The sequence below is a fragment of the Pseudomonas inefficax genome (assembly GCF_032164165.1).
Lineage (GTDB): Bacteria > Pseudomonadota > Gammaproteobacteria > Pseudomonadales > Pseudomonadaceae > Aquipseudomonas > Aquipseudomonas inefficax.
This window is the reverse complement of the sequence record NZ_CP134401.1, coordinates 888,332-912,502: the sequence shown is the minus strand read 5'-3', so window position 1 is coordinate 912,502 and position 24,171 is coordinate 888,332. Positions and strand designations below refer to the sequence as shown.

Below are 24,171 nucleotides of genomic sequence, written 5' to 3'. Positions count from 1 at the left end.
AACAGGTCACGGAGCCTAGCCGATGAAATCCTACGAAGTGAATTTTGATGGCCTGGTGGGGCCTACCCACAACTATGGCGGCCTGTCCTACGGCAACGTGGCTTCGCAGAGCAACAGCCAGCAGGGTTCCAACCCGCGCGAAGCCGCGCGCCAGGGCCTGGCGAAGATGAAAGCGCTGGCCGACATGGGCTTCAAGCAGGGCGTGCTGGCGCCGCAGGAGCGCCCGGATGTGGCCGCGCTGCGCCGCCTGGGCTTCAGCGGCAGCGATGCCGAAGTGATCCAGCGTGCCGCCAAGGAGGCCATGCCATTGCTGGTGGCCAGTTGCTCGGCTTCGAGCATGTGGGTGGCCAACGCCGCCACGGTCAGCCCTAGTGCCGATACTGCCGATGGCCGCGTGCACTTCACTGCTGCCAACCTCAATTGCAAGTACCACCGCAGCATCGAGCACCCGACCACCAGCCGCGTGCTGGGGGCCATGTTCAGCGACGCCAGGCACTTTGCCCACCACGAGGCACTGCCTGCGGTGGCACAGTTCGGTGACGAGGGTGCAGCCAACCACACGCGTTTCTGCCGTGCCTATGGCGAGGCCGGTGTGGAGTTCTTCGTCTACGGCCGCAGCGCCTTCGACAGCCGCTACCCGGCGCCGCAGAAGTACCCGGCCCGGCAAACTCTGGAAGCCTCCCAGGCCGTGGCCCGGCTGCATGGCCTGAGCGACGACGGCGTGGTCTACGCTCAACAGAACCCGGCCGTGATCGACCAGGGCGTGTTCCACAACGATGTAATTGCGGTGGGCAACGGCGAGGTGCTGTTCTACCACGAGGACGCTTTCCTCGACACCGACGCGGTACTTGGCCAGCTGCGAGCTAAACTGGCCAGCAAGGGTGGCAACTTCCAGGCCATCTGCGTGCCGCGGGCAGCGGTGACGGTGGAGGATGCGGTGCGTTCCTACCTGTTCAACAGCCAGCTGCTCAGCCGTGATGACGGCTCCATGCTGCTGGTGGTGCCGGAAGAATGCCGCAACAACGAGCGGGTCTGGGCCTATCTGGGCCAGTTGACCAGCCAGGGTGGCCCGGTGCGGGAGGTCAAGGTGTTCGACCTCAAGCAGAGCATGCAGAACGGCGGTGGCCCGGCGTGCCTTCGTTTGCGCGTGGCGTTGAAGGAAACGGAACTGGCAGCCGTCAACCAAGGCGTTATCATGACCGCCTCGCTGTATGACACTCTGCTGCAGTGGGTCGACAAGCATTACCGCGATCGCCTTGGCGAGGCGGACCTGGCCGACCCGCAATTGCTGGTGGAATGCCGTACGGCACTGGACGAACTGACCCAGATCCTGAAGTTGGGCTCGGTGTATCCGTTCCAACGCCAACCTTGAAGAGAGACTTTGCAATGACCGACGCCCTGCGCCTTATCCTGGAAGATGAAGACGGCACCCAGTTGGAAACTTCCTGCACCCGCTTTGCCGTGGTCTGGCAAGGCAAGGAAGTGTGGATTCAGCAGGATGGTCGTGGCCAGCTGCTGATTGGCGTGGATGTCGAGGAAGACGACACCGAGTACGCCAACCTGCTGCTGCGCCCGATGGCCACCAACCTGGTCAGCCTGCAGCTGGAAATGGAACCGGCCGAGGTCGGCGAAGACGACGATCACGTCCATGGCCCCGACTGCGGCCACCATCACTAAGGAAGTACCTATGCTCGCCCTTGGCAAATTGCTTGAGCTGACCCTCACCGATCACGAACCGGCCGAGAAGACCCAAGTGACACCCAAGGGCGCGCGGTTGCGCTGGCTGGGGGAGGGCGCACTTGAGGTGCGCCCGGCTGAAAGCGACGATTGCGGGCTCGATCTGCTGTTGTCTGCCGGCATCCACGGCAATGAAACAGCCCCCATCGAGTTGCTCGAACGGCTGCTGCACGGCGTGGCCAATGGCAAGATCAAGCCGAAGGCGCGAGTGTTGTTCCTGTTCGGCAACCCGCCAGCGATCCGCAAGGGCGAGCGTTTCATCGAGCAGGACATCAATCGCCTGTTCAATGGCCGCCATGAACTGTCCAGCGGCTTTGAGGCATTGCGCGCTGCCGAGCTGGAGCAGTTTGCCCGGGTGTTCTTCAGCAAGCCGGGGCGCAGCCGCTTGCACTACGACCTGCATACGGCCATTCGTGGTTCCAAGATCGAGCAGTTCGCCTTGTACCCTTATAAAGAAGGGCGCAAGCATTCCCGTCGCGAACTGGCGCGTCTGGCGGCAGCTGGCATGGAGGCGGTGTTGCTGCAGAGCAAGTCGTCGATTACCTTCAGCGCCTTCACCTACGAACAGCTCGAGGCCGAGGCCTTTACCCTGGAGCTGGGCAAGGCCCGCCCGTTCGGCCAGAACGAGGAGGTCAACCTCGACAAGCTGGAAGAGCGGCTGATCCAGATCATTGAAGCCAACGAGCCAGAAGGCGAGGGCTCGCTGGACGGCTTGCAGCTGTTCAGCGTTTCCCGCGAGATCATCAAGCACAGCGACAGCTTCCACCTGCACTTGCCGGCGGATATCGAGAACTTCTCCGAGCTGAGCAAGGGCTACCTGCTGGCCGAAGACCTCGCCGAGACGCGCTGGGTGGTCGAGGAGGAGGGGGCGCGCATCATCTTCCCCAACCCCAAGGTCAGGAACGGCTTGCGCGCCGGTATCCTGATCGTGCCGGACTCGGGGCAGCAGTTGGGCTGAGTGCTGGTCCGGGCATGTGGCGCGCGCTCAGGCGCACCACATGGACACGCTCAGTAGTACGTGCGCACTGGCAGGCCTAGCTCCATTCGCAGTGCGTTTTCGTTGAATGGCGGTGGGTTGCTGTTGGTCGGCGCTGTGTCGGGATCATTGTCGAAATCGTACAGCAGGCCGCTCGGCAGGCCGATTGCCTGCAGGTGTGCGTTAGCGACCCTGATCTGCCGGCGATCGATAGTCCTGATCAGGGTATCGCCAGGTATCGTCGTGCCGCTGAAGGCGTTGTACGCCTCGCACATGCAACGGTAAAGGTCGAGCAGCGGCAAATTGTCGCTGAGCGAGCGCGCCAGGTTGAATGCCAGGTTACCACCCTCTGCAGGCCAGCCGGCTACCCATTCCAGCTGGCTGTTGCGCCGCAGGTAATGGTCGCTGTCAGTCGGGTCAGCAATGTAGACACCAAAATGGGTGGCCCCTTGTGTTTCGCTAACCCTTATCCAGGACCGTTTTGCCAGCTCAGCCAGGAGTTGCTGGCCGCACTGCGTGTGGCGCAAGAAAAACAGATGGTTGTGCACGGCCTGCTTGAAGGTATCGCTGCCCTGTATGTCGAATGTGCTGCTGGCGAGCGTGTCGAAGGGCGCTGGCAGGGGCAGTGCGAAGCGGGCGTCGCCCGCCTGGTTGCGGGCATAGACCACCGAATCATGAGGGTCGTCGACCAGGATATGGCCGTTGATACGGCTGTTCGCCGAACCGCTCTTTATAAACGTCAGCCCTTGGCCCACGTCGATCTGCACATCGCCAGCGCCGGTGAACACCTCGGTGATGCCACCGCCGGTGGTGATACGCGTGGTACCGTCTGCGGCCTGAATGATGACCGGCGTCTTCACTTCCTGCGCCACCTGAACGTTGGCCACACCCTTTGCGGTTCTGATGATGAGGGTTTGCCTGGGCGTAGGGGCGAGGATGAACGTCTTGTTGCCGACCTTGGCCATCAGATGGCAATCGTAGGCGGAAATATCGACATCGACGGCCGGGGCATGGCTGTCAATCACCATGTGGTGCCTTCCGGGGATCTGGCCTTGCTCGAACCATAGCTGCTCCAGCAGGACGTCTACCTTGTCATCCCGGTATTCGTAGAATCGATGAACGGCTCTGCCATCCACGGACGTGTCTGCCCACTGTTGAAAACCGCTGGTCCTACCAGAAATGAAATAAACGGGATTGGGGTGCATGAGGGGCCTCGCTTGCAGTGATGGTGGCGGCAGGTAATGCAGCGGCCAAGGCTAAAGGTCTGGGCAGGCGGGGAGTGGTACTTATCTAGGTGCAGGGGCGCGAGGCGGAGCGTTGTGACGAGGCGCTGAACCGGATAGCCTGCATTTTTATGTTCGCAATAACGATTTAATGCCGATTGGCTATTTCGGGCCGATAAACACGCTGTATCTCCTGTGCAGGCTGGCTATAATGGCGCCCTTTGCCGTCGTTTCGTCGATTCGACGTATTAGCCCAAAACGGCCGCCGTTTCCGTGGAAGAACCTATGAAAAGCGCAGAAATCCGTGAAGCCTTCCTTCGCTTCTTCGAAGAGCAGGGACATACCCGAGTCGCCTCCAGTTCGCTGATCCCGAACAACGACCCGACCCTGCTGTTCACCAATGCCGGCATGAACCAGTTCAAGGACTGCTTCCTCGGTGCGGAGAAGCGTGCCTACACGCGTGCCGTCAGCAGCCAGAAGTGCGTGCGCGCCGGCGGCAAGCACAACGACCTGGAAAACGTCGGTTACACCGCGCGTCACCACACCTTCTTTGAAATGCTGGGCAACTTCAGCTTCGGTGACTATTTCAAGCGCGACGCCATTACCTTCGCCTGGACCTTCCTGACTTCCGACAAATGGCTGAACCTGCCCAAGGAAAAACTCTGGGTCACCGTCTACGCCACTGACGACGAAGCCTACGATATCTGGACCAAGGAAGTCGGCGTGCCGGCCGAGCGCATGGTGCGCATTGGTGACAACAAGGGCGCCCCTTACGCCTCCGACAACTTCTGGACCATGGGCGACACCGGCCCGTGCGGCCCATGCACCGAGATTTTCTACGACCACGGCCCGGACATCTGGGGCGGCCCACCCGGCTCGCCGGAAGAAGACGGCGACCGCTACATCGAGATCTGGAACAACGTCTTCATGCAGTTCAACCGCACCGCCGACGGCGTGCTGCACCCGCTGCCAGCGCCGTCGGTGGACACCGGCATGGGCCTGGAGCGCGTCAGCGCCGTGCTGCAGCATGTGCACTCGAACTACGAGATCGACCTGTTCCAGAACCTGCTGGCGGCCGCGGCCAAGGCCATCGGTTGCAGCAACGAGGGCCAGGCTTCGCTGAAAGTGGTCGCCGACCACATCCGTTCGTGCGGCTTCCTGATCGCCGACGGCGTGCTGCCGTCCAACGAAGGCCGTGGCTACGTGCTGCGCCGCATCATTCGCCGCGCCTGCCGCCACGGTAACAAGCTGGGTGCCAAGGGCAGCTTCTTCTACCAGATCGTTGCCGCGCTGGTCGCCGAAATGGGCGAGGCCTTCCCGGAACTGAACAGCCAGCAGGCGCACATCGAGCGTGTGCTCAAGGCTGAAGAAGAACAGTTCGCCAAGACCCTGGAGCAGGGCCTGCGCATTCTCGAGCAGGACCTGGCCCAGCTCGAAGGCGACGTGGTGCCGGGCGACGTGGTGTTCAAGCTGTACGACACCTACGGCTTCCCGATGGACCTGACCGCCGACATCGCCCGCGAGCGCGAGCTGACCATCGACGAGGCCGGCTTCGAGCGCGAGATGGACGCCCAGCGTGAACGTGCCCGCTCCGCCAGCGCCTTCGGCATGGACTACAACAGCCTGGTCAAGGTCGACAGCGCCACCGAGTTCCTCGGCTACGAGGCCACCGAAGGCCAGGGCAAGATCATCGCCCTGTACAAGGACGGCCAGGCCGTCGACCAGCTGGGTGAAGGCGAGCAGGGCGTGGTCGTGCTCGACCGCACGCCGTTCTACGCCGAATCCGGTGGCCAGGTGGGTGACACCGGCTACCTGCAGGCTGGCGCTGCGCGCTTCGATGTGCGCGACACCACCAAGACTGGCGGTGCCTTCCTGCACCACGGCGTTGTTGCCAGCGGTGCGCTGGTGATCGGTTCGCCGGTCGAGGCCAAGGTCGATGCCGACGTGCAGCACGCCACCTCGCTGAACCACTCCGCCACCCACCTGCTGCACGAAGCGCTGCGTCAGGTACTGGGCGAGCACGTACAGCAGAAAGGCTCGCTGGTGGACAGCCAGCGCCTGCGTTTCGACTTCAGCCACTTCGAGGCGGTGAAACCGGAGCAGATCAAGGCCCTGGAAGACATCGTCAACCGCGAAGTGCGCAAGAACACCGCAGTGGAAACCGAACTGACCGACATCGAAACCGCCAAGGCCAAGGGTGCCATGGCGCTGTTCGGCGAGAAGTACGGCGATACCGTGCGTGTGCTGAGCATGGGCGGCGATTTCTCGGTAGAGCTGTGCGGCGGTATCCACGCCAAGCGCACCGGTGACATCAGCCTGTTCAAGATCATCAGCGAAGGCGGCGTGGCCTCTGGCGTGCGTCGTATCGAAGCGGTCACCGGCGCTGCTGCGCTGGCGTACCTGAACGCTGCCGAAGAGCAGGTCAAGGAAGCCGCGCAACTGGTGAAGGGTAACCGCGACAACCTGATCGACAAGCTGTCGGCTGTGCTCGAGCGCAACCGCCAGCTGGAGAAGCAGCTGGAACAGCTGCAGGCCAAGGCCGCCAGCGCCGCCGGGGACGATCTCTCCAACGCGGCCGTTGAGGTCAAGGGTGCCAAGGTGCTCGCCGCCCGCCTGGATGGGCAGGACGGCAAGGCCCTGCTGGCCCTGGTCGATCAGCTGAAGAACAAGCTCGGCCACGCAGTGATCCTGCTGGGCAGCGAGCATGAGGGCAAGGTCGTGCTGGTGGCCGGCGTGACCAAGGACCTCTCCAGCCAACTCAAGGCTGGCGATCTGATGAAACAAGCCGCTGCGGCGGTGGGTGGCAAGGGCGGTGGCCGTCCGGACATGGCCCAGGGAGGTGGCGTCGACGTCGCTGCACTGGACCAGGCCCTGGCGCTGGCCGTGCCATTCGCAGAGCAGGGACTTTGAGATGAAGGGGGGATGGTCTAGTCGTCCCCCTTCATGTTGGATTGTTTTTTGGGGCCCTGTATGGGCTGAGGCACCATTGAAATGGCGTTGATCGTACAGAAATTTGGCGGCACCTCTGTCGGTTCCATCGAGCGGATCGAGCAGGTAGCCGAAAAGGTCAAGAAACACCGTGAGGCGGGCGACGACCTGGTGGTTGTGTTGTCGGCAATGAGCGGTGAAACCAATCGCCTGATCGACCTGGCCAAGCAGATTACCGATCACCCGGTTCCACGTGAACTGGACGTGATCGTGTCGACCGGTGAGCAGGTCACCATTGCCTTGCTGGCCATGGCCTTGATCAAGCGTGGTGTGCCAGCGGTGTCCTACACCGGCAACCAGGTGCGCATCCTCACCGACAGCGCGCACAACAAGGCGCGCATCCTGCAGATCGACGACCAGAAGATTCGTGCCGACCTCAAGGAAGGCCGCGTGGTCGTGGTGGCGGGCTTCCAGGGCGTCGACGAGCACGGCAGCATCACCACCCTGGGCCGTGGCGGCTCCGACACCACCGGCGTGGCCCTGGCGGCTGCGCTGAAGGCTGACGAGTGCCAGATCTACACCGACGTCGATGGCGTCTACACCACTGACCCGCGCGTTGTGCCACAGGCCCAGCGTCTGGAGAAGATCACCTTCGAAGAGATGCTGGAAATGGCCAGCCTCGGTTCCAAGGTGCTGCAGATCCGTTCGGTGGAGTTCGCCGGCAAGTACAACGTTCCGCTGCGCGTGCTGCACAGCTTCAAGGAGGGTCCGGGTACCCTCATTACCATTGATGAAGAGGAATCCATGGAACAGCCGATCATTTCCGGTATCGCCTTCAACCGTGATGAAGCCAAGCTGACCATTCGCGGCGTGCCGGACACCCCGGGCGTGGCCTTCAAGATCCTCGGCCCGATCAGCGCCTCGAACATCGAGGTCGACATGATCGTGCAGAACGTTGCCCACGATAACACCACCGACTTCACCTTCACCGTACACCGCAACGAGTACGAGAAGGCGCAGAGCGTGCTGGAAAACACCGCCCGCGAAATCGGTGCCCGTGAAGTGATCGGCGATACCAAGATCGCCAAGGTCTCGATCGTCGGCGTCGGCATGCGTTCGCACGCCGGTGTTGCCAGCCGCATGTTCGAAGCCCTGGCCAAGGAGAGCATCAACATCCAGATGATCTCCACCTCCGAGATCAAGGTTTCGGTCGTGATCGAAGAGAAGTACCTGGAGCTGGCCGTACGCGCGCTGCACACCGCGTTCGAGCTCGACGCTCCGGCACGACAGAGCGAGTAATACGCTGCCTGGAAGGGCGCGGCTTGCCGCGCCCTTCGCGTTTCTGCTCGCCGTGCAGGCCCTGTCCTGGCCTGTGCGGCGGGTAACCGGGGCCTGGTCGTCGTCCACGACCAGGCCGCGACACCAAAGACTGTTACCCCTGAATGTTTTGCGTAAGGAGAAAGCTATGTTGATTCTGACTCGTCGGTGCGCCGAGAGCCTGATCATTGGAGACGGCGAGATCACCGTGACGGTGCTCGGCGTCAAGGGCAACCAGGTGCGTATTGGCGTCAGCGCCCCGAAAGAAGTGGCTGTGCACCGCGAGGAAATCTACCTGCGGATCAAGAAAGAGAAGGACGAAGAGCCAAGCCTTTAATTTTTTTGAAGTTTTTTTCAAAAAAAGGGTTGCAAACGAGGAAGAGCCTGTTTAATATTCGCCTCGTGTTGCGGTGAGGTGGCCGAGTGGCCGAAGGCGCTCCCCTGCTAAGGGAGTATACCTCATAAGGGTATCGGGGGTTCGAATCCCCCCTTCACCGCCATTATTCGCTTAGGGCGCTGTAAACGGTAAGAACGCTAAGTAGTTGATTTTAAACGAAAAAGTTCTTGCAAAAATGTTTCGGCGACCTATAATGCGCGGCAAGACACGGACTCATAGCTCAGCTGGATAGAGTACTCGGCTACGAACCGAGCGGTCGGAGGTTCGAATCCTCCTGAGTCCGCCACTTTTTGAAGTGGCTTTGCTTACAAAGCTGCTTCAAAGAACCAGTGGTAATCTGGTCTAAAACTACCATTGCGGACTCATAGCTCAGCTGGATAGAGTACTCGGCTACGAACCGAGCGGTCGCAGGTTCGAATCCTGCTGAGTCCGCCACTTTTTGAAGTGGCTCTGCTTGCAAAGACGCTTCAACCAACCAGTGGTAATCTGGTCTAAAACTACCACCACGGACTCATAGCTCAGCTGGATAGAGTACTCGGCTACGAACCGAGCGGTCGCAGGTTCGAATCCTGCTGAGTCCGCCACACCAAATCAAGAAGCCCGCTCAATTGAGCGGGCTTTTTGTTTTTCTGCGCCAATGAATTGTTGGTGATGTCGATCTAAGCTCTTCTGTAGATTGAGCGTGTGCCTTTGGGGGCCGCTGCGCGACCCTTTCGCGACACAAGGCCGCTCCTACAGAAGTACGCGATCCCTTGTAGGAGCGGCCTTGTGTCGCGATGGGCTGCAAAGCAGCCCCGAGATCGATCAGGCACCGCATACACATCCAGGCACACAACAAATGTAACTTGACCGCCAGACCCACCGCCGCACTGATAGCTTCGAGCGTTGTCCCAGCTTTATCACGCAAACGATTGTTCTGGCCAAAATTTTAAGCGATCTGACAGCTTTAGCAGTGTATGATTGCGCCCGTCAGCCCCGCCGGGGCTTGTGGAAAACCACCATGGACTTACCCAGTAGTTACTCGCTAACAAGATTCATACAGAAAGATCTGACCGATTGATTCTCCCGGCGTGCTCCGCTGCTGGGAGTGGAGTTCGCCTATGACTGAAGTAGAAGTAAAAAAAGCGCAGGAAAGCCTGCAGGACCGCCTGGCCCAGGTGGTCGAACTGCTGCAGCGCCAGCGCGTGGTCGAAGACCTGACCCACCGTCAGGAAGGCGCCCACAACGACCTGGTGGAAAACCTGGTCCACCGCCAGAACCTCGTCGAGCTGCAGCGCAAGCTCGATGACCTGCACCCCGCCGACATCGCCTATATCCTTGAAGCCTTGCCCCTGGAAGACCGCCTGACGGTCTGGCAGCTGGTGCGCTCCGATCGCGATGGCGACATTCTGCTGGAAGTGTCCGACGCCGTGCGGCAATCGTTGATCGCCGACATGGACGATCACGAGCTGCTCGCCGCAGCCAAGGAAATGGACGCCGACGAGCTGGCCGACCTTGCTCCAGAGCTGCCGCGTGACGTTGTTCACGAGCTGATGGAAACCCTCGATGCCCAGCAACGCGAGCGCGTGCGTTCGGCGCTGAGCTATGACGAGGAGCAGGTTGGTGCCTTGATGGACTTCGAGATGGTCACCATCCGCGAAGACGTCAGCCTGGAGGTGGTTTTACGCTACCTGCGCCGCCTGAAAGAGCTGCCGAACCATACCGACAAACTGTTCGTGGTCGACTATGACGGTATTCTCAAGGGCGTATTGCCGATCAAGCGTCTGCTGGTCAACGACCCGGAGAAAAAGGTGGCGGAGGTCATGGCGACCGACCCGGTCTCCTTCCACCCCGAGGAAGATGCCTATGATGCGGCGCAGGCCTTCGAGCGTTATGACCTGGTATCTGCGCCGGTTGTGGACAAGAACGAGCGCCTGATTGGCCGCTTGACCATCGACGAAATGGTTGACCTGATTCGCGAGGAAAGCGAAAGCGAAGTGCTGAACATGGCCGGTTTGCGCGAGGAAGAAGACATCTTCGCCTCGGTCTGGCGTTCGCTGCGCAACCGCTGGGCCTGGCTGGCCATCAACCTGATTACCGCGTTCGTTGCGTCGCGTGTGATCGGCCTGTTCGAAGGTTCGATAGAGAAACTGGTAGCCCTGGCTGCGCTGATGCCGATCGTGGCGGGCATTGGCGGCAACTCCGGTAACCAGACCATCACCATGATCGTGCGCGCCATGGCGCTGGACCAGGTGTCGCCGGGCAACACCAGCCGCCTGATGCGCAAGGAGCTGGCGGTATCGCTGCTCAACGGCCTGATCTGGGGCGGGGTGATCGGTGCGGTGGCGTTCTGGCTGTATGGCAGCTGGTCGTTGGGCCTGGTGATGACTGCGGCGATGACCTTGAACCTGCTGCTGGCGGCCTTGATGGGAGTATTGATCCCGATGACCCTGACACGCCTGGGGCGCGACCCGGCGATGGGCTCCAGCGTGATGATTACCGCAGTGACCGACAGTGGCGGGTTCTTTATCTTCCTCGGGCTGGCCACGCTGTTCTTGCTGTAACCGATTACCTCCAAACGCTGAGGAGGTCCCTGTGGGAGCGGCCTTGTGTCGCGAAAGGGCCGCAGAGCGGCCCCGCAATTTCAGCGGCGCTGCACAACATTCTGGGGCTGCTTCGCAGTCCTTTCGCGACACAAGGCCGCTCCCACAGAGAGTGATCCCGCAGCGGTGATGAGCCCACAAAAAAGCCAGCTTACGCTGGCTTTTTCATGTTCGGCTGCAAACTTCAGGAGGCGTCGGTAGCCATTTCCACATCGTGAGCGATAAGGGCGACCAGCGCGTTCTGCTGGCGGTGAGACAGTTGGCGGAAGCGTTGCAGCAATTCGCGTTCATGCAGGGACAGTTCAGGGCTGTCCAGGCGCATGCTCAACTCGTCACCCAGCGCACCTTCCTGGATAAGGCTCTGTTCCAGGCGCGCGATGATTTCGGAGTTCATGCTGCGGTGATGGTTGCGCGCTACCTCGGCAATGCGCTCACGCATCCCGTCTGGCAGGCGGACGACGAACTTGTCAGCGGTGCGGCTCGAATAAATAGCCTGTTTCATTGGGCGCATATAAATTGACCGGATTTTGGTTCAGGGGAAGCGGTTCTAAAATTGGCCGCACGGGGTGGTAGTACGACCGTGGCGACGACGAAATGTTCAACCGTCTGTGAAAAATGGATGCTCATCTTGCCTCATGGTCGCCGTTTCCTTGGCGTCAATTCTGTGACAAATAGTGAGCCGGATAAAGGCTTTGTGCCAGTACCAATTATCAGAAATGAGTACTGGTTTGAAAAGTTTTACATGCGCCGGCTTGCCCAATCGTCAGACTTTTGCCGCCAAAAACTGGTGAAACGCAGCAAAAGACCGGGAAAAATCATAGAATGCGCCGGTTTCCTTCCATAGAGCATAGTGGCTATGCAACATGACGCAAGCGACCGCCAATCAGGGACAGGCCGGTTGATCTATCTGGTAGGACCGTCGGGTTCCGGGAAAGATTCCCTGATCGACGCTTCTCGTGAGCGGCTGGCAGCCGCCGGGGTGCAAATCGCTCGTCGCGTCATTACCCGCTCGGCCGAAGCCAAGGGCGAAGCCGCCCATGGCGTCACATCCGAGCAGTTCGAAGCACTGCGCGCACAAGGTGCTTTCGCCATGTATTGGCAAGCCAACGGCCTGGATTACGGCATTCCAGTACAGGTGGACCAGTGGCTGGCGGCGGGCAGGGCGGTGCTGGTGAATGGTTCGCGGGCTTATCTGGCCGAGGCGCGCCGACGCTACCCGAACCTGTTGGCTGTGCTGGTCCAGGTCAGGCCCGAGGTGCTGCGCGAGCGCTTGCTGGCCCGCGGGCGGGAAAGCGCCGAGGAAGTAGAGCAGCGCCTTGCACGTAATGCACGCTTGCAGGCGCTGGCCGATCCATCGCTGCACGTGCTGGACAACTCCACCACTCTGGAAACCGCGGTCGCGGCATTGTTCGCGCTGCTGCATGATGAAGCTGTGCTGCCGCAGGTGTAGCATTGGCAGAAAAGGATTACGCGAAAAAGCCCGCTTGAGGCATGACAAACGCCAGCATGCTGGTTAACATGCTGGCCGTCCCGCTGTGCAGCGCTCGCTGCCGGCATTTGCGTCTCAGTAGCTCAATTGGATAGAGCATCCCCCTCCTAAGGGGAAGGTTGCAGGTTCAATTCCTGCCTGGGACGCCATTTCTCCTTGCTTCTTTCCTGGCCTGCCTTTTGGCCACCGGTCGTCAACAGCGAAGAATTCAGCCTGGTCCCACAGGTATTGCACAAGGCTCAAAGGCAGTACAAATCCTGTGGGAGCGGGTTTACCCGCGAAGAGGCCGGCACCGATTCAGGCATGAAAAAAGACCCGCGGCGCCTGGGGCGCTGCGGGCCAAAATCGGCCTTGGCCGCTTCAGTGTCAGATATGCAGGGCGTGGCCCAGGGCGCGCAGTGCCGCTTCCTGTACCGCCTCACCCAGTGTCGGGTGGGCATGGATGGTACCGGCCACGTCCTCCAGGCACGCGCCCATTTCCAGCGACTGGGCGAACGCCGTCGACAACTCGGAAACCGCCACGCCAACCGCCTGCCAACCGAGGATCAGGTGGTTGTCACGGCGCGCCACCACGCGCACGAAACCGCTTTTCGATTCCAGGCTCATGGCCCGGCCATTGGCGGCGAACGGGAACTGCGCGACGATGCAGTCCAACCCTTGCTGGCTGGCTTGCTCCGGGGTCTTGCCGACCACCACTACTTCCGGGTCGGTGAAACACACCGCGGCGATCGCGCTGGGTTCGAAACGGCGTGCCTTGCCGGCGATGATCTCGGCGACCATCTCGCCCTGGGCCATGGCCCGGTGCGCCAGCATCGGTTCGCCGGCCACGTCGCCGATGGCCCAGACGTTGCGCATGCTGGTCTGGCAGCGTTCGTCGATGGCAACGGCGGCGCCGTTCATCTTCAGGTCCAGGCACTCCAGGTTGAAACCTTGCGTGCGCGGCCGACGGCCCACGGCCACCAGCACCTGGTCGGCTTCCAGGCGCAGTTGGCCGCCCTGGCCATCACGGGCCAGCAGACAGCCGCCTTCGTAACCCTCGACGCTGTGGCCCAGGTGCAGGGTGATGCCCAGCTTCTTCAGCGACTCGGCCACCGGGGCGGTCAGCTCGCTGTCGTAGGTCGGCAGGATGCGCTCGCGCGCTTCAACCACGCTGACCCGTGCACCCAGCTTGCGGTAGGCGATGCCCAGCTCCAGGCCGATGTAGCCGCCGCCCACCACTACCAGGTGCTGCGGCAAGGTTTTCGGCGCCAGGGCTTCGGTCGAGGAAATGATCGGCCCGCCCAGCGGCAGCATCGGCAGTTGGACACTGCTGGAACCAGTGGCCAGCAACAGGTGCTCGCACTGGATGCGCTGGCCGTCGACCTCGACCTGCTTGCCGTCGAGCACCTTCGCCCAGCCATGGATCACCTTTACCCCATGCTTTTTCAGCAGCGCGGCGACTCCGGTAGTCAGGCGGTCGACGATGCCGTCCTTCCAGGCCACGCTCTGGCCAATGTCCAGGCGTGGCGAAGCGACGCTGATGCCCAGCTCCGACGGCCCGGCAAAGCGCGAGGTCTGGTGGAACTGCTCGGCCACGTGGATCAGCGCCTTGGACGGGATGCAGCCGATGTTCAGGCAGGTACCGCCCAGTGCCTGGCCTTCCACCAGCACGGTGGGGATGCCCAGTTGCCCGGCGCGGATGGCAGCCACGTAGCCACCAGGGCCGCCGCCGATGATCAACAGGGTAGTCTGGATAGTCTGTTGCATGCTCACTCCACGAACAGGCAGGCGGGTTGTTCGAGCAGGCCGCGCACGGCCTGGATGAACAGCGCGGCGTCCATGCCATCGACCACGCGGTGGTCGAACGAGCTGGACAGGTTCATCATCTTGCGCACGACGATCTGGCCGTCGATCACCACCGGCCGCTCGACCATGCGGTTGACGCCGACGATCGCCACTTCCGGCGTGTTGACCACCGGCGTACTGACGATACCGCCCAGGGCGCCCAGGCTGGTCAGGGTAATGGTCGAACCGGACAGCTCATCGCGGCTGGCCTTGTTGTTGCGGGCAGCGTTGGCCAGGCGCGAAATCTCGCCGGCATTGCTCCACAGGCTGCCAGCTTCGGCATGGCGCAGCACCGGCACCATCAGGCCGTTGTCACCTTGGGTGGCGATGCCCACATGCACCGCGCCATGGCGGGTGATGACCTGGGCTTCGTCGTCATAGGTGGCATTGATCTGTGGGAAGTCGCGCAGTGCCACGACCAGGGCGCGCACCAGGAACGGCAGCAGGGTCAGCTTGCCGCGGCTGTCGCCGTGCTTGCTGTTGAGTTGCTGGCGCAGGGCTTCCAGGGCGGTGACGTCGATTTCTTCCACATAGCTGAAGTGCGCGACCCGGCGCTTGGCGTCCTGCATGCGTTGGGCGATCTTGCGGCGCAGGCCGATCACCGGCACCTGCTCGCTGTCAGTGCGCTTGGCATAGCCGCTCGACGCTTGCCCGCCAGCGCTGTGCGGCTTGCTCATGAAGGCGTCGAGGTCTTCGTGCAGGATACGCCCGGCCGGGCCGCTGCCATGCACGTAACGCAGTTCGATACCGGCATCCAGGGCACGCTTGCGCACCGCCGGCGAGGCCAGCGGCTTGTCGCCCGGCTGGCGCGGCACGATGGGCGCTGCCTCATGGTTGGCAGGCGCCTGGCATGCAGCAGGCTTCACTTCTTTCTGCGGTTCCGGCTTGGCGGCTACCGGAGCTGCCGGGGCCTCGACCGGCTTGGCGTGCGGCACGTCCACATGGTTGCCGCTGCCTTCCACTTCGATGCGGATCAGCTCGCTGCCGACCGCCATCACTTCACCGGGCTGCCCACCCAGGGCCAGCACCTTGCCGCTGACCGGCGAAGGGATTTCGACGGTGGCCTTGTCGGTCATGACGTCGGCCACTACCTGGTCTTCGGCGATCATGTCGCCGACCTTGACGAACCACTCGACCAACTCGACCTGCGCGATGCCTTCGCCAATGTCCGGCATCTTGATGACGTGCGTGCCCATTCAGACCTCCATGACCTTTTTCAATGCCGCACCTACCCGCGAAGGCCCTGGGAAGTAAGCCCATTCCTGTGCGTGGGGGTAGGGGGTGTCCCAGCCGGTGACGCGCTCGATCGGCGCCTCCAGGTGGTGGAAGCAGTGTTCCTGCACCAGCGACACCAGTTCGGCGCCGAAGCCGCAGGTGCGGGTGGCCTCGTGTACCACTACGCAACGGCCGGTCTTTTTCACCGATTCGACGATGGTGTCGAGGTCCAGCGGCCACAGGCTGCGCAGGTCGATCACCTCGGCGTCGACGCCGGTTTCTTCGGCGGCCACCTGGGCCACGTACACGGTGGTGCCGTAGGTCAGCACGGTCACGTCATTGCCGGGGCGGGTAATGGCCGCCTTGTCCAGCGGTACGGTGTAGTAACCGTCTGGCACGGTACTTTGCGGGTGCTTCGACCATGGGGTGACAGGGCGGTCGTGGTGGCCATCGAACGGGCCGTTGTACAGGCGCTTGGGCTCGAGGAAGATCACCGGGTCATCGCATTCGATCGAGGCAATCAGCAGGCCTTTGGCGTCATACGGGTTGGACGGCATGACGGTGCGCAGGCCGCACACCTGGGTGAACATCGCTTCCGGGCTCTGGCTGTGGGTCTGGCCGCCGTAGATGCCGCCGCCGCAAGGCATGCGCAGGGTCAACGGCGCGATGAACTCGCCGGCCGAACGGTAACGCAGGCGCGCCATCTCGGAAACGATCTGGTCGGAGGCCGGGTAGAAGTAGTCGGCGAACTGGATTTCCACCACCGGGCGCAGGCCGTAGGCACCCATGCCCACGGCAGTGCCGACGATGCCGCTCTCGGAGATCGGCGCGTCGAACACGCGCGATTTGCCGTACTTGTTCTGCAGGCCTTCGGTGCAGCGGAACACGCCGCCGAAGTAACCGACGTCCTGGCCGTACACGACCACATTGTCGTCGCGCTCGAGCATGACATCCATGGCCGAGCGCAGGGCCTGGATCATGGTCATGGTAGTGGTGGCCATGGCGGTTTCCGGGTTGATGCTGTTGTTGTGGTCGTTCATCTCAAACCCCCAGTTCCTGGCGTTGGCGGCGCAGGTGATCGGGCATTTCCTTGTACACGTCCTCGAACATCGAGGCGGCGCTCGGGATGTGACCGTTGGCCAGGGTGCCGTACTGCTCGGCTTCCTTCTGCGCGGCGATGACCGCAGCTTCGAACTCGGCAGTGGTGGCCTGGTGTTCTTCCTCGGACCAGTGGCCGATCTTGATCAGGTGCTGCTTCAGGCGGGCGATCGGGTCACCCAGCGGGAAGTGGCTCCAGTCATCGGCGGGGCGGTACTTGGACGGGTCGTCCGAGGTCGAGTGCGGGCCGGCACGGTAGGTGACCCACTCGATCAGGCTTGGGCCAAGGCCACGGCGGGCGCGTTCGGCGGCCCAGCGCGAGGCGGCGTACACGGCGACGAAGTCGTTGCCGTCAACCCGCAGCGAGGCAATGCCGCAACCCACGCCACGGCCGGCGAAGGTGGTCGATTCGCCGCCGGCGATGGCCTGGAAGGTAGAGATGGCCCACTGGTTGTTGACCACGTTGAGGATCACCGGGGCGCGATAAACGTGGGCGAAGGTGAGGGCGGTGTGGAAGTCCGACTCGGCTGTTGCGCCGTCGCCGATCCACGCCGAGGCGATCTTGGTATCGCCCTTGATCGCCGAGGCCATGGCCCAGCCGACCGCCTGCACGAACTGGGTCGCCAGGTTGCCGCTGATGGTGAAGAAACCGGCCTCGCGTACCGAGTACATGATCGGCAGCTGGCGGCCCTTGAGCGGGTCGCGTTCGTTGGACAGCAGCTGGCAGATCATCTCGACCAGCGACACGTCGCGGGCCATCAGGATGCTTTGCTGGCGGTAGGTGGGGAAGCACATGTCGGTGCGGTTCAGCGCCAGGGCCTGGCCGCTGCCGATGGCTTCTTCACCCAGGCTCTGCATGTAGAAGGACATCTTCTTCTGGCGCTGGGCGACCACCATGCGGCTGTCGAAAATCCGCGTCTTGAGCATGGCACGCATGCCCTGACGGAGAACTTGCGGGTCGATGTCTTCGGCCCATGGGCCTTGTGCGTCGCCTTGCTCGTCGAGCACGCGGATCAGGCTGTAGGACAGGTCCGCGGTGTCGGCAGCATCGACGTCGACAGGGGGTTTACGGGCTTGACCTGCATCGTTCAGGCGCAGGTAGGAGAAATCGGTCTGGCAGCCTGGCCGGCCGGTAGGCTCGGGCACATGCAAACGCAGGGGGGCGTACTCGTTCATGCTTTTTACGCTCGCTCGGGTATTTGTTTTTGTGAGCTTTGAAGCGGCCGCCGCTGAGTACCGGCTTGTGACTGGTAAGTCAGCGTCCCCTACATCTTAGAGGTCCGGCAGGAGAATTTTTCTCTCAAGTTGATTGCCTTTGTCGAGCGGGGCAGATAAACATTCCGCATAAACACAAAAAACCGGTGATTTTGTCTCATGCGCAAACTCGATCGTACCGATATCGGCATTCTCAACAGCCTGCAGGAAAACGCCCGCATCACCAACGCCGAGCTGGCCCGCTCGGTGAACCTGTCGCCAACGCCGTGTTTCAACCGGGTCAAGGCGATGGAAGAGTTGGGCGTGATTCGCCAGCAGGTGACCTTGCTGTCGCCGGAGGTGCTGGGCCTGGATGTGAACGTTTTCATCCATGTAAGCCTGGAGAAGCAGGTGGAGCAGGCATTGCACCGCTTCGAAGAAGAGATCGCCGAACGGCCCGAGGTGATGGAGTGCTACCTGATGACCGGTGACCCGGATTACCTGTTGCGGGTGCTACTGCCGAGCATCCAGGCGCTGGAGCGGTTTCTTGATTACCTGACCCGATTGCCGGGGGTGGCCAACATCCGCTCCAGCTTTGCCTTGAAACAGGTGCGCTACAAGACCGCGCTGCCGTTGCCTGCCAATGGCCTGGCGCTACGCGAGTAGGGCTTGCGCGCAGTGCTCGGCGAAGGCGCTATGCCAGTTTGATATTGCGCAGATTGAATTGCAGGACCTCTCCTGGCCGCTCGCTGGCGTTGAGGAAGGGTTGGTTGGTCAGCGCGACGCTGTTCGGGTCTGGGCGGGTATGGGCAACGCGGTAGCCAAACCTGTCGCGTAGGTAGAATCCAATGCTCTCGGCGCTCCCCAGGTCACCGTCCCACGGTTGCAGGGTTTCGATTTTCCAGTGGTCGGCAGCGCGGGTCAGGTTGGCCAGGTTCACGCTGTCGATGATTCGCCCGACGACGCTGGTGGCATACAGGCCCAGCCAGCCATTGTTGTTGCGTTCGAGCCGCGATCCGGCGTAGTCCCAGTGCTGGCCGCACGATATCTGGTAATAGGTGCGATTGTCTTTCTGCTCGATGAAGGCGAAGTCGAATGCTGCGCGCTTGAACTCGCCTTTTTTCGCGGCGCAGTCGCGGCTTTGCTCGGTGCACAGCCAGCCGTCTTCGTCGGCGCTGGTGAACGGATGGGCACTGAAAGATGTGTCAGCGATGACCACCTGGCCGTACTTGCAGTGCAGTTCGGCGGTAAAGTTGGCTCGAATCATGTGGGTTTTCCTTGAGTTAAATGCTCGGACGGGCACGTGGGGCTTCACGGTAGACCGGTCATGGCCGGTTGAAGATCTGGAACTTCTTCTTCAGCACGCCTATCGGAGCTTCGGGCGCGGCGGCACAAGCCTGATCGCGACACGACCTGCACCGGACACGCCGCAGTAGCGGCAAATCACTCAAGGGGGCCTGCGCCAGGCGGTTTTTGCCCTTATGCTTCTAGCACCCCGCCACCTGACCAGGGAGCTTTACGGGACCTATGCGAAATATCTGGAAGCCGTTTCAGTCGTTGTATTTCGCCGCGCTGATGATGTTGATCGGCTCGGGCCTGCTCAGTACCTACCTGGCCCTGCGCCTGGCAGCCGATCATGTCGACAGCCTGTGGGTGGGTGCCTTGATGGCGGCCAACTACTTTGGCCTGGCGGTCGGCGGCAAGGTCGGCCACCGGTTGATTGGCCGGGTCGGGCACATACGCGCCTATGCTACCTGCGCCGGTATCGTTGGCGCGGCGGTGCTCGGCCACGGCCTTACCAGCTGGCTGCCGGCCTGGGTCGGGCTGCGCATGATCGTTGGCCTGGGGATGATGTGCCAGTACATGGTCATCGAGAGCTGGCTCAACGAGCAGGCCGATGTGAAGCACCGCGGCGCGGTGTTCAGCGGCTACATGATCGCTTCGTACCTGGGCCTGGTGCTTGGCCAGTTGATCCTGGTGGTGCACCCGCAACTTGGCCTCGAGCTGCTGATGCTGGTTGCCATGTGCTTCACCCTGTGCCTGGTGCCGGTCGCGATGACCCGGCGCATTCACCCGGCGCCGTTGCGCCCGGCACCGATGGAGCCGAAGTTCTTCATCAAGCGCGTGCCGCAGTCGCTCAGCACGGTGCTTGGGTCGGGGCTGATTGTCGGCTCGTTCTACGGCCTGGCGCCGTTGTATGCTTCCAGCCAGGGGATGACCACCGAGCAGATCGGTCTGTTCATGGGTAGCTGCATCTTTGCCGGCCTGCTTGTGCAGTGGCCGCTGGGCTGGTTGTCGGACCGCTATGACCGCGCGGTGCTGATCCGCAGCGTGGCAGTAGGCTTGGCGCTGGCGGCTGCGCCGTTGGCGATACTGCCCAGCGTGCCGCTGGAATTGCTGTTCGGCATTGGTTTCCTGATTTCCTTACTGCAGTTCTGCCTGTATCCGCTGGCGGTGGCGTTTTCCAATGACCACGTGGAAAGCGAGCGGCGGGTGTCGCTGACTGCAATGCTGTTGGTGACCTACGGCGTAGGCGCCTGTATCGGGCCATTGGCGGCTGGCGTGCTGATGAAGGTGCTGGGGCCGCAGATGCTGTATGCCTTCTTCGTGTTCTTTGCGCTGGTGCTGGTGTGGCGCATCCGGCCGAAAGCGGTTACCGGCCTGCACCAGGTGCAGGACGCGCCGTTGGGCCACGTGGCCATGCCGGCGGCCGGTTCGCCGTTGTCGGCGGCACTGGACCCACGGGTGGATGAGCAGACGGTGCAGGAGGTGATGCAGGCGCCGGTGGCAGCGGAGGACACCGAGGAAGAGCCGTCATCAACCGAGCAGCAGGCTGAAGCCGATGCCGGCTTCAAGCAATCGGTATGATCCTTGCCCGCCGACCTGCAGCGCACTGTGGCAGGCGGCGGGCTCGGGGCCGGTTCAGCCAGCCTTGACGTTCTTCAAGTGGAATGTGAGGATCTCGCCTTCTTTAGTTCCGGCGTTCAGGAACCAGTAATGCAGTTTGACTTTTTCTCGGGTGTAGATCGACTTTGACAGTGCAACACGGTGGCCGTCCCGATCGCGCAAATAGAAAGGCACGCTTTCAATGCTTTGCAAGTCGCCATCCCAGGTGCCCAGGGTTTCAATTTTCCACTGGCCCTTGTCATCAACAAGATCGTCGAAGGCGCCATGAGCTCCTATGACCCTGCCGAGGATGTGGGTTGCGTAAAGGCCCAGCCAACCGTTGCGGTTTTTTTTCATGCTGGCGCCGAAGTATTCCCAGGTTTCCGCTCCGTAGATGTTGTAGTGAATGCGGTCACCGGTATGCCTGATGAAGCGGAAGGTGAAGGTCAGTGGCTTGAAACTGACGGTGTCTCCCCGCTGGTCCTCGGTGCACAACCAGCCATCCTGGTCGAGAGAAAACAGCGGGTGCACATAGATCGGCGTTTCGACGACCCCGACCTGCCCATGTTGACAGTGCAGTTCTGCGGTGAAGTTGCTTTGAATCATGGTGTGTCCAGCTCCAGAAGACGGCGTTGCCAGGAGTGGACACATTAGACAGGCGTAACATGCACGCTCAGCGGGAAATGTTCCGCATGCGGGTCATCAATAATCGTCCTTGTCGAACCGCCGCGCCTCACGCTGCAGCTGGTACACGAAGCTTTCGATCTTGCGCTGCGCCTGGCCGCTGAGGTTGTGGAAGCGCACACCGGCAAAAGTGGTGTTGATGCGCTCTTCATAGTGCAGGTGGCGCAGCTCGACCATGGTGTCCACCAGGCCCAGCGGGTTGCCCGCCTTGAAGCGCTCGTACACCTGGCCCAGTTGCAGGCGATCCTCGACATTGCCCTCAAAGCGCAGTTTGCAGCCGGTGGCGGAGATATCCAGCAGCTTGCCACGCAGGGCGCCGTTGCCTTTGAGATGGGTCCCATCAAAGATGATATCGACCAGCTGCGACAGCTTCAGCGCGGCGCGGAAGGCGTTGCGGCGCTGGTGGTAGGTCATTTCTACCGGCATGGCGCCGCGGTAGCAGCGGTTGCCATCGACTTCGCTGATCTTCAGCTCGTGATTGCAGTCCCAGGCGATACGCACGCCATCGTGGAAGCCCTCGACGCGGAAGTGTTCGCCGTTTTCGATGAACTTCTCACCGTCGCGCGGGATCATCTCGTCCAGCGCCAAGGTGTTGCTTTCACGGTCCACGTGCACCACGTAGCTCTGGAAGCGCTGGCTGCGGTCGTGGAAGGTGATGATCAGGGGGTCGTGGCTTTCCTGCAGCTGCCGCAAGTTGGCCGCAATCTCCAAGGGAGTGCTCAGCACCTTTGGCGGCTGCGGGGCATCGGATTCATTGAACACGGCTTATCGTTCTCCAGGCAAAAGCGAAACACGCAATTAACGGCATTTTGCCAGTATGTTCCGTGCCTTGATAGAAAAATCACACTTGGCTGAGGGCCCGTGGCTTGGTCAGCGGCGAGGTGCTGCCGCGGCTGTCGTAGAGCGAGGGCGAATCGCCACCCATGAGGATGCGGATCTGGTTGTCGGTGACGTGTTGCTGCACCTGGATGATCCGGCCATTGGTCTCGTTGAGCTGCTGGCAGGCTTGCATCAACTGGCTGATCACGTCGAGTTGCTGCAGCAGCAGTTCGCCGTTTGGCGATTGTGCCGCAACGGCCTCCACCCCGGCGCGGTTGGCGCTCAGGCCAAGGCTGGTGAGCAGTTGGTTGCGCCGCAGGCCTTGCTGCTCCAGCAATACGATCAAAGACTGCTTGCGGGCCAGGATGTTTTCCAGTGGCGCCATGTCGCGGCCGTGCAGTGCAACGGCCTCCTTCTGCAGGAGATCGAGCAGTTCCTGCATCGGGGCAATGTCATCTTCGATCAGTTGCAGCAAGGTGGTGTCGTGCATGGCTAACTCTTGGCTTTATCTAGCGTCCGTGAAGTCAGCGCGCCGAACGGTCAGCGCTGGGCTTCGAAATCGAGCAGTTTGCTGGCGACCCGGCCGGCATCGACCTGGTAGCTGCCGTCGGCGATCGCCTGTTTCAACTGGGCCACACGGGCACTGTTGACCACCGGCTCGTCGCGCAGCTTGTCGCTGATCTTCTGCAACTGCTGGGCCTCTTGGCTGAGGTGTACCGCTTCTCCGCTGGCGCTGGTGGTGGTTGCCGCTTCCTGGCTGGCTGCCGGTTTTTCGGCGCTGCCGGACGCGGTGTTGCCGCGCACGCCGCCCGTGACGGACGGAGAGTTATTCAAACGACTGAAGTCGATGACCATGATCAGAAACCTCTGGGTATTTGGACGCTTGCCTTGTTTTCGGCCAACCCGAAAGAAACTTTAGGCACAAATGCACAGCCGCCTGTCAGCAAGCTCGCGAACCCGTTTTCTGACACAGTTTAGGAAAAGCGGTTCCTCACCGCCAGCGCAAATCAATGGGCTGGCTACATACTTACCTCGACCTGGCCGGGGCCGGTCACCCTGGCCTTGATCACCCGTTTGGAATTGAGGTTGCGCACCCGGATCTGTTCGCTCAGGCCGCCCTTGCTCAGGGCCTCGCCGGGCATGCGCACACTCAGGCTGCCACTGCGGGCGATGATCACCACGTGGTCGCCCTTGCGCACCACCTCGGCCTGTTCCAGGTGTTGCGGGGTGAGTACCTGGTCGATCACCGTCGGGCGCAGCATCTTCATGCCCACCGCTTGCTCCAGTTCGGTCAGAAAGCCTTGGCCCAAGGTGCCGACATCGCGTTCGCGCAGGGCCACGTCGCCTTCACCCACCACGTTGTCGCGCTTGAGCGGCCGGGTCACCACCACCACGTTGCGGAACAGCCGCACGGTGGCCGGCACGAACACGGTCCATGGTGTCGTGCCCTCGCAGCGCACCTTTACCGTGACACGGCCCAGCGGCTGGGCCGGGCTTTCCAGCGAGGCGTCCAGCTGCTGGCTGCACAGCGGCATGCGCAGGCGTGGGTCAAGCGGGTTGACCTGGATCTCGTAACGGCCGGCGGTCTGGGTGGTGGCCAGATAATCTTCGACGCTGAATTCAAGAAACCCTTGAGTGACACCGATAAGCTGTTCAGGCATGGTAAACGCGTTCGCCATCGTGCGAACGCCGGGCACCAGCAGGCACAGCATGGCCAGCGAGCCAGTCAGCAGGCGTGTCAATCGTCGGGAAAATGTCGTTTTCGTGTACATGGCGCTCAAAAAAGCAAAGCCCGTGCCGAC

General features: G+C 61.8%; 22 protein-coding genes and 5 tRNA genes. 15 read left to right on the top strand and 12 right to left on the bottom strand.

Going from position 1 to position 24,171, the window contains the following annotated elements; genetic code table 11:
- Positions 1–22 precede the first annotated feature (22 nt).
- From astB to astE, 3 genes are read left to right on the top strand one after another with little or no spacing between them, the layout of a single operon-like run.
- The gene (gene astB, locus RIN61_RS04105) at positions 23–1,372 is read left to right on the top strand and encodes an N-succinylarginine dihydrolase (protein WP_112253153.1); all 1,350 of its coding nucleotides are present in this window, start codon (positions 23–25) and stop codon (positions 1,370–1,372) included.
- 14 nt (positions 1,373–1,386) lie between these two features.
- Positions 1,387–1,677, top strand: a complete 291-nt coding sequence (locus RIN61_RS04100; RefSeq protein ID WP_003256592.1) for a topoisomerase II — start codon at positions 1,387–1,389, stop codon at positions 1,675–1,677.
- 10 nt (positions 1,678–1,687) lie between these two features.
- Complete coding sequence (gene astE, locus RIN61_RS04095) at positions 1,688–2,695, top strand: succinylglutamate desuccinylase (RefSeq protein ID WP_112253152.1); 1,008 nt, start codon at positions 1,688–1,690, stop codon at positions 2,693–2,695.
- Positions 2,696–2,745: 50 nt separating this feature from the next.
- On the opposite strand, the gene RIN61_RS04090 is transcribed toward astE, so the two are convergent.
- A complete protein-coding gene (locus tag RIN61_RS04090; RefSeq protein ID WP_112253151.1) occupies positions 2,746–3,918 on the bottom strand; it encodes a M91 family zinc metallopeptidase in 1,173 nt (390 codons plus the stop codon).
- 303 nt (positions 3,919–4,221) lie between these two features.
- Between RIN61_RS04090 and alaS the strand changes: the two genes are divergently transcribed.
- The 8 genes from alaS (at position 4,222) to mgtE (ending at position 11,121) form a co-directional block, all read left to right on the top strand.
- The gene (alaS, locus tag RIN61_RS04085) at positions 4,222–6,846 is read left to right on the top strand and encodes an alanine--tRNA ligase (RefSeq protein ID WP_313855898.1); all 2,625 of its coding nucleotides are present in this window, start codon (positions 4,222–4,224) and stop codon (positions 6,844–6,846) included.
- An 81-nt stretch (positions 6,847–6,927) separates the two neighbouring features.
- The gene (locus RIN61_RS04080) at positions 6,928–8,163 is read left to right on the top strand and encodes an aspartate kinase (protein ID WP_112253149.1); all 1,236 of its coding nucleotides are present in this window, start codon (positions 6,928–6,930) and stop codon (positions 8,161–8,163) included.
- 166 nt (positions 8,164–8,329) lie between these two features.
- Positions 8,330–8,518: a carbon storage regulator CsrA gene (gene csrA / locus RIN61_RS04075; protein WP_003254503.1), complete on the top strand. Its 189-nt coding sequence runs from the start codon at positions 8,330–8,332 to the stop codon at positions 8,516–8,518.
- 72 nt (positions 8,519–8,590) lie between these two features.
- Positions 8,591–8,681: transfer RNA gene (locus RIN61_RS04070), tRNA-Ser, on the top strand.
- 106 nt (positions 8,682–8,787) lie between these two features.
- Positions 8,788–8,864 (top strand) — tRNA-Arg (locus tag RIN61_RS04065).
- A gap of 72 nt (positions 8,865–8,936) precedes the next feature.
- A tRNA-Arg gene (locus RIN61_RS04060) sits at positions 8,937–9,013 on the top strand.
- 72 nt (positions 9,014–9,085) lie between these two features.
- Positions 9,086–9,162, top strand: a tRNA-Arg gene (locus tag RIN61_RS04055).
- Between the two features lie 516 nt (positions 9,163–9,678).
- The gene (gene mgtE, locus RIN61_RS04050; protein WP_025340118.1) at positions 9,679–11,121 is read left to right on the top strand and encodes a magnesium transporter; all 1,443 of its coding nucleotides are present in this window, start codon (positions 9,679–9,681) and stop codon (positions 11,119–11,121) included.
- Between the two features lie 223 nt (positions 11,122–11,344).
- Here mgtE and RIN61_RS04045 read toward each other — a convergent pair whose 3' ends face one another.
- Positions 11,345–11,671, bottom strand: a complete 327-nt coding sequence (locus RIN61_RS04045; protein WP_012273554.1) for an Arc family DNA-binding protein — start codon at positions 11,669–11,671, stop codon at positions 11,345–11,347.
- Positions 11,672–12,016: 345 nt separating this feature from the next.
- Between RIN61_RS04045 and phnN the strand changes: the two genes are divergently transcribed.
- Positions 12,017–12,610, top strand: coding sequence for a phosphonate metabolism protein/1,5-bisphosphokinase (PRPP-forming) PhnN (phnN, locus tag RIN61_RS04040; protein WP_112253147.1), 594 nt, complete (start codon positions 12,017–12,019; stop codon positions 12,608–12,610).
- Positions 12,611–12,721: 111 nt separating this feature from the next.
- Positions 12,722–12,798, top strand: a tRNA-Arg gene (locus tag RIN61_RS04035).
- 217 nt (positions 12,799–13,015) lie between these two features.
- Here the strand turns inward: RIN61_RS04035 and lpdA are convergent.
- Genes lpdA through RIN61_RS04015 form a run of 4 tightly spaced genes read right to left on the bottom strand, consistent with a single transcriptional unit; the run spans position 13,016 to position 17,962 of the window.
- Positions 13,016–14,395 carry a dihydrolipoyl dehydrogenase gene (gene lpdA, locus RIN61_RS04030; protein ID WP_112253127.1) on the bottom strand — a complete coding sequence of 460 codons (1,380 nt, stop codon included), beginning with the start codon at positions 14,393–14,395 and terminating at the stop codon, positions 13,016–13,018.
- A 2-nt stretch (positions 14,396–14,397) separates the two neighbouring features.
- Positions 14,398–15,669 (bottom strand): dihydrolipoamide acetyltransferase family protein, encoded by a 1,272-nt coding sequence (locus tag RIN61_RS04025; RefSeq protein ID WP_207876867.1) that lies wholly within the window; start codon positions 15,667–15,669, stop codon positions 14,398–14,400.
- Entirely contained in the window at positions 15,670–16,728 is a 1,059-nt protein-coding gene (locus RIN61_RS04020) for an alpha-ketoacid dehydrogenase subunit beta (RefSeq protein ID WP_112253125.1), read from the bottom strand.
- Position 16,729: 1 nt separating this feature from the next.
- Entirely contained in the window at positions 16,730–17,962 is a 1,233-nt protein-coding gene (locus RIN61_RS04015; protein WP_112253124.1) for a 3-methyl-2-oxobutanoate dehydrogenase (2-methylpropanoyl-transferring) subunit alpha, read from the bottom strand.
- A 198-nt stretch (positions 17,963–18,160) separates the two neighbouring features.
- Here RIN61_RS04015 and bkdR point away from each other — a divergent pair, with 198 nt between their 5' ends.
- The gene (gene bkdR / locus RIN61_RS04010) at positions 18,161–18,646 is read left to right on the top strand and encodes a Bkd operon transcriptional regulator BkdR (protein ID WP_112253123.1); all 486 of its coding nucleotides are present in this window, start codon (positions 18,161–18,163) and stop codon (positions 18,644–18,646) included.
- A 28-nt stretch (positions 18,647–18,674) separates the two neighbouring features.
- Here the strand turns inward: bkdR and RIN61_RS04005 are convergent, their stop codons facing one another.
- Positions 18,675–19,247 (bottom strand): hypothetical protein, encoded by a 573-nt coding sequence (locus RIN61_RS04005; protein ID WP_112253122.1) that lies wholly within the window; start codon positions 19,245–19,247, stop codon positions 18,675–18,677.
- Positions 19,248–19,507: 260 nt separating this feature from the next.
- Here RIN61_RS04005 and RIN61_RS04000 point away from each other — a divergent pair, with 260 nt between their 5' ends.
- Positions 19,508–20,848 (top strand): MFS transporter, encoded by a 1,341-nt coding sequence (locus RIN61_RS04000; protein ID WP_313855890.1) that lies wholly within the window; start codon positions 19,508–19,510, stop codon positions 20,846–20,848.
- A 54-nt stretch (positions 20,849–20,902) separates the two neighbouring features.
- Here the strand turns inward: RIN61_RS04000 and RIN61_RS03995 are convergent, their stop codons facing one another.
- The 5 genes from RIN61_RS03995 to flgA form a co-directional block, all read right to left on the bottom strand.
- Positions 20,903–21,472, bottom strand: coding sequence for a hypothetical protein (locus RIN61_RS03995; RefSeq protein ID WP_207876865.1), 570 nt, complete (start codon positions 21,470–21,472; stop codon positions 20,903–20,905).
- A gap of 96 nt (positions 21,473–21,568) precedes the next feature.
- Complete coding sequence (locus tag RIN61_RS03990; RefSeq protein ID WP_215521080.1) at positions 21,569–22,312, bottom strand: flagellar brake protein; 744 nt, start codon at positions 22,310–22,312, stop codon at positions 21,569–21,571.
- A gap of 79 nt (positions 22,313–22,391) precedes the next feature.
- Positions 22,392–22,859 (bottom strand): flagella synthesis protein FlgN, encoded by a 468-nt coding sequence (locus RIN61_RS03985; RefSeq protein ID WP_112253118.1) that lies wholly within the window; start codon positions 22,857–22,859, stop codon positions 22,392–22,394.
- 50 nt (positions 22,860–22,909) lie between these two features.
- On the bottom strand, positions 22,910–23,224 hold the full coding sequence (gene flgM / locus RIN61_RS03980) for a flagellar biosynthesis anti-sigma factor FlgM (RefSeq protein ID WP_112253117.1): 315 nt from the start codon (positions 23,222–23,224) through the stop codon (positions 22,910–22,912).
- Positions 23,225–23,388: 164 nt separating this feature from the next.
- A complete protein-coding gene (gene flgA / locus RIN61_RS03975) occupies positions 23,389–24,141 on the bottom strand; it encodes a flagellar basal body P-ring formation chaperone FlgA (protein WP_112253116.1) in 753 nt (250 codons plus the stop codon).
- Positions 24,142–24,171: the final 30 nt, after the last annotated feature.

Coding starts and splice junctions, on each gene's coding strand:
- astB (WP_112253153.1), top strand. CDS start 23: ATGAAATCCTACGAAGTGAATTTTGATGGCCTGGTGGGGCCTACCCAC.
- RIN61_RS04100 (WP_003256592.1), top strand. CDS start 1,387: ATGACCGACGCCCTGCGCCTTATCCTGGAAGATGAAGACGGCACCCAG.
- astE (WP_112253152.1), top strand. CDS start 1,688: ATGCTCGCCCTTGGCAAATTGCTTGAGCTGACCCTCACCGATCACGAA.
- RIN61_RS04090 (WP_112253151.1), bottom strand. CDS start 3,918: ATGCACCCCAATCCCGTTTATTTCATTTCTGGTAGGACCAGCGGTTTT.
- alaS (WP_313855898.1), top strand. CDS start 4,222: ATGAAAAGCGCAGAAATCCGTGAAGCCTTCCTTCGCTTCTTCGAAGAG.
- RIN61_RS04080 (WP_112253149.1), top strand. CDS start 6,928: ATGGCGTTGATCGTACAGAAATTTGGCGGCACCTCTGTCGGTTCCATC.
- csrA (WP_003254503.1), top strand. CDS start 8,330: ATGTTGATTCTGACTCGTCGGTGCGCCGAGAGCCTGATCATTGGAGAC.
- mgtE (WP_025340118.1), top strand. CDS start 9,679: ATGACTGAAGTAGAAGTAAAAAAAGCGCAGGAAAGCCTGCAGGACCGC.
- RIN61_RS04045 (WP_012273554.1), bottom strand. CDS start 11,671: ATGCGCCCAATGAAACAGGCTATTTATTCGAGCCGCACCGCTGACAAG.
- phnN (WP_112253147.1), top strand. CDS start 12,017: ATGCAACATGACGCAAGCGACCGCCAATCAGGGACAGGCCGGTTGATC.
- lpdA (WP_112253127.1), bottom strand. CDS start 14,395: ATGCAACAGACTATCCAGACTACCCTGTTGATCATCGGCGGCGGCCCT.
- RIN61_RS04025 (WP_207876867.1), bottom strand. CDS start 15,669: ATGGGCACGCACGTCATCAAGATGCCGGACATTGGCGAAGGCATCGCG.
- RIN61_RS04020 (WP_112253125.1), bottom strand. CDS start 16,728: ATGAACGACCACAACAACAGCATCAACCCGGAAACCGCCATGGCCACC.
- RIN61_RS04015 (WP_112253124.1), bottom strand. CDS start 17,962: ATGAACGAGTACGCCCCCCTGCGTTTGCATGTGCCCGAGCCTACCGGC.
- bkdR (WP_112253123.1), top strand. CDS start 18,161: ATGCGCAAACTCGATCGTACCGATATCGGCATTCTCAACAGCCTGCAG.
- RIN61_RS04005 (WP_112253122.1), bottom strand. CDS start 19,247: ATGATTCGAGCCAACTTTACCGCCGAACTGCACTGCAAGTACGGCCAG.
- RIN61_RS04000 (WP_313855890.1), top strand. CDS start 19,508: ATGCGAAATATCTGGAAGCCGTTTCAGTCGTTGTATTTCGCCGCGCTG.
- RIN61_RS03995 (WP_207876865.1), bottom strand. CDS start 21,472: ATGATTCAAAGCAACTTCACCGCAGAACTGCACTGTCAACATGGGCAG.
- RIN61_RS03985 (WP_112253118.1), bottom strand. CDS start 22,859: ATGCACGACACCACCTTGCTGCAACTGATCGAAGATGACATTGCCCCG.
- flgM (WP_112253117.1), bottom strand. CDS start 23,224: ATGGTCATCGACTTCAGTCGTTTGAATAACTCTCCGTCCGTCACGGGC.
- flgA (WP_112253116.1), bottom strand. CDS start 24,141: ATGTACACGAAAACGACATTTTCCCGACGATTGACACGCCTGCTGACT.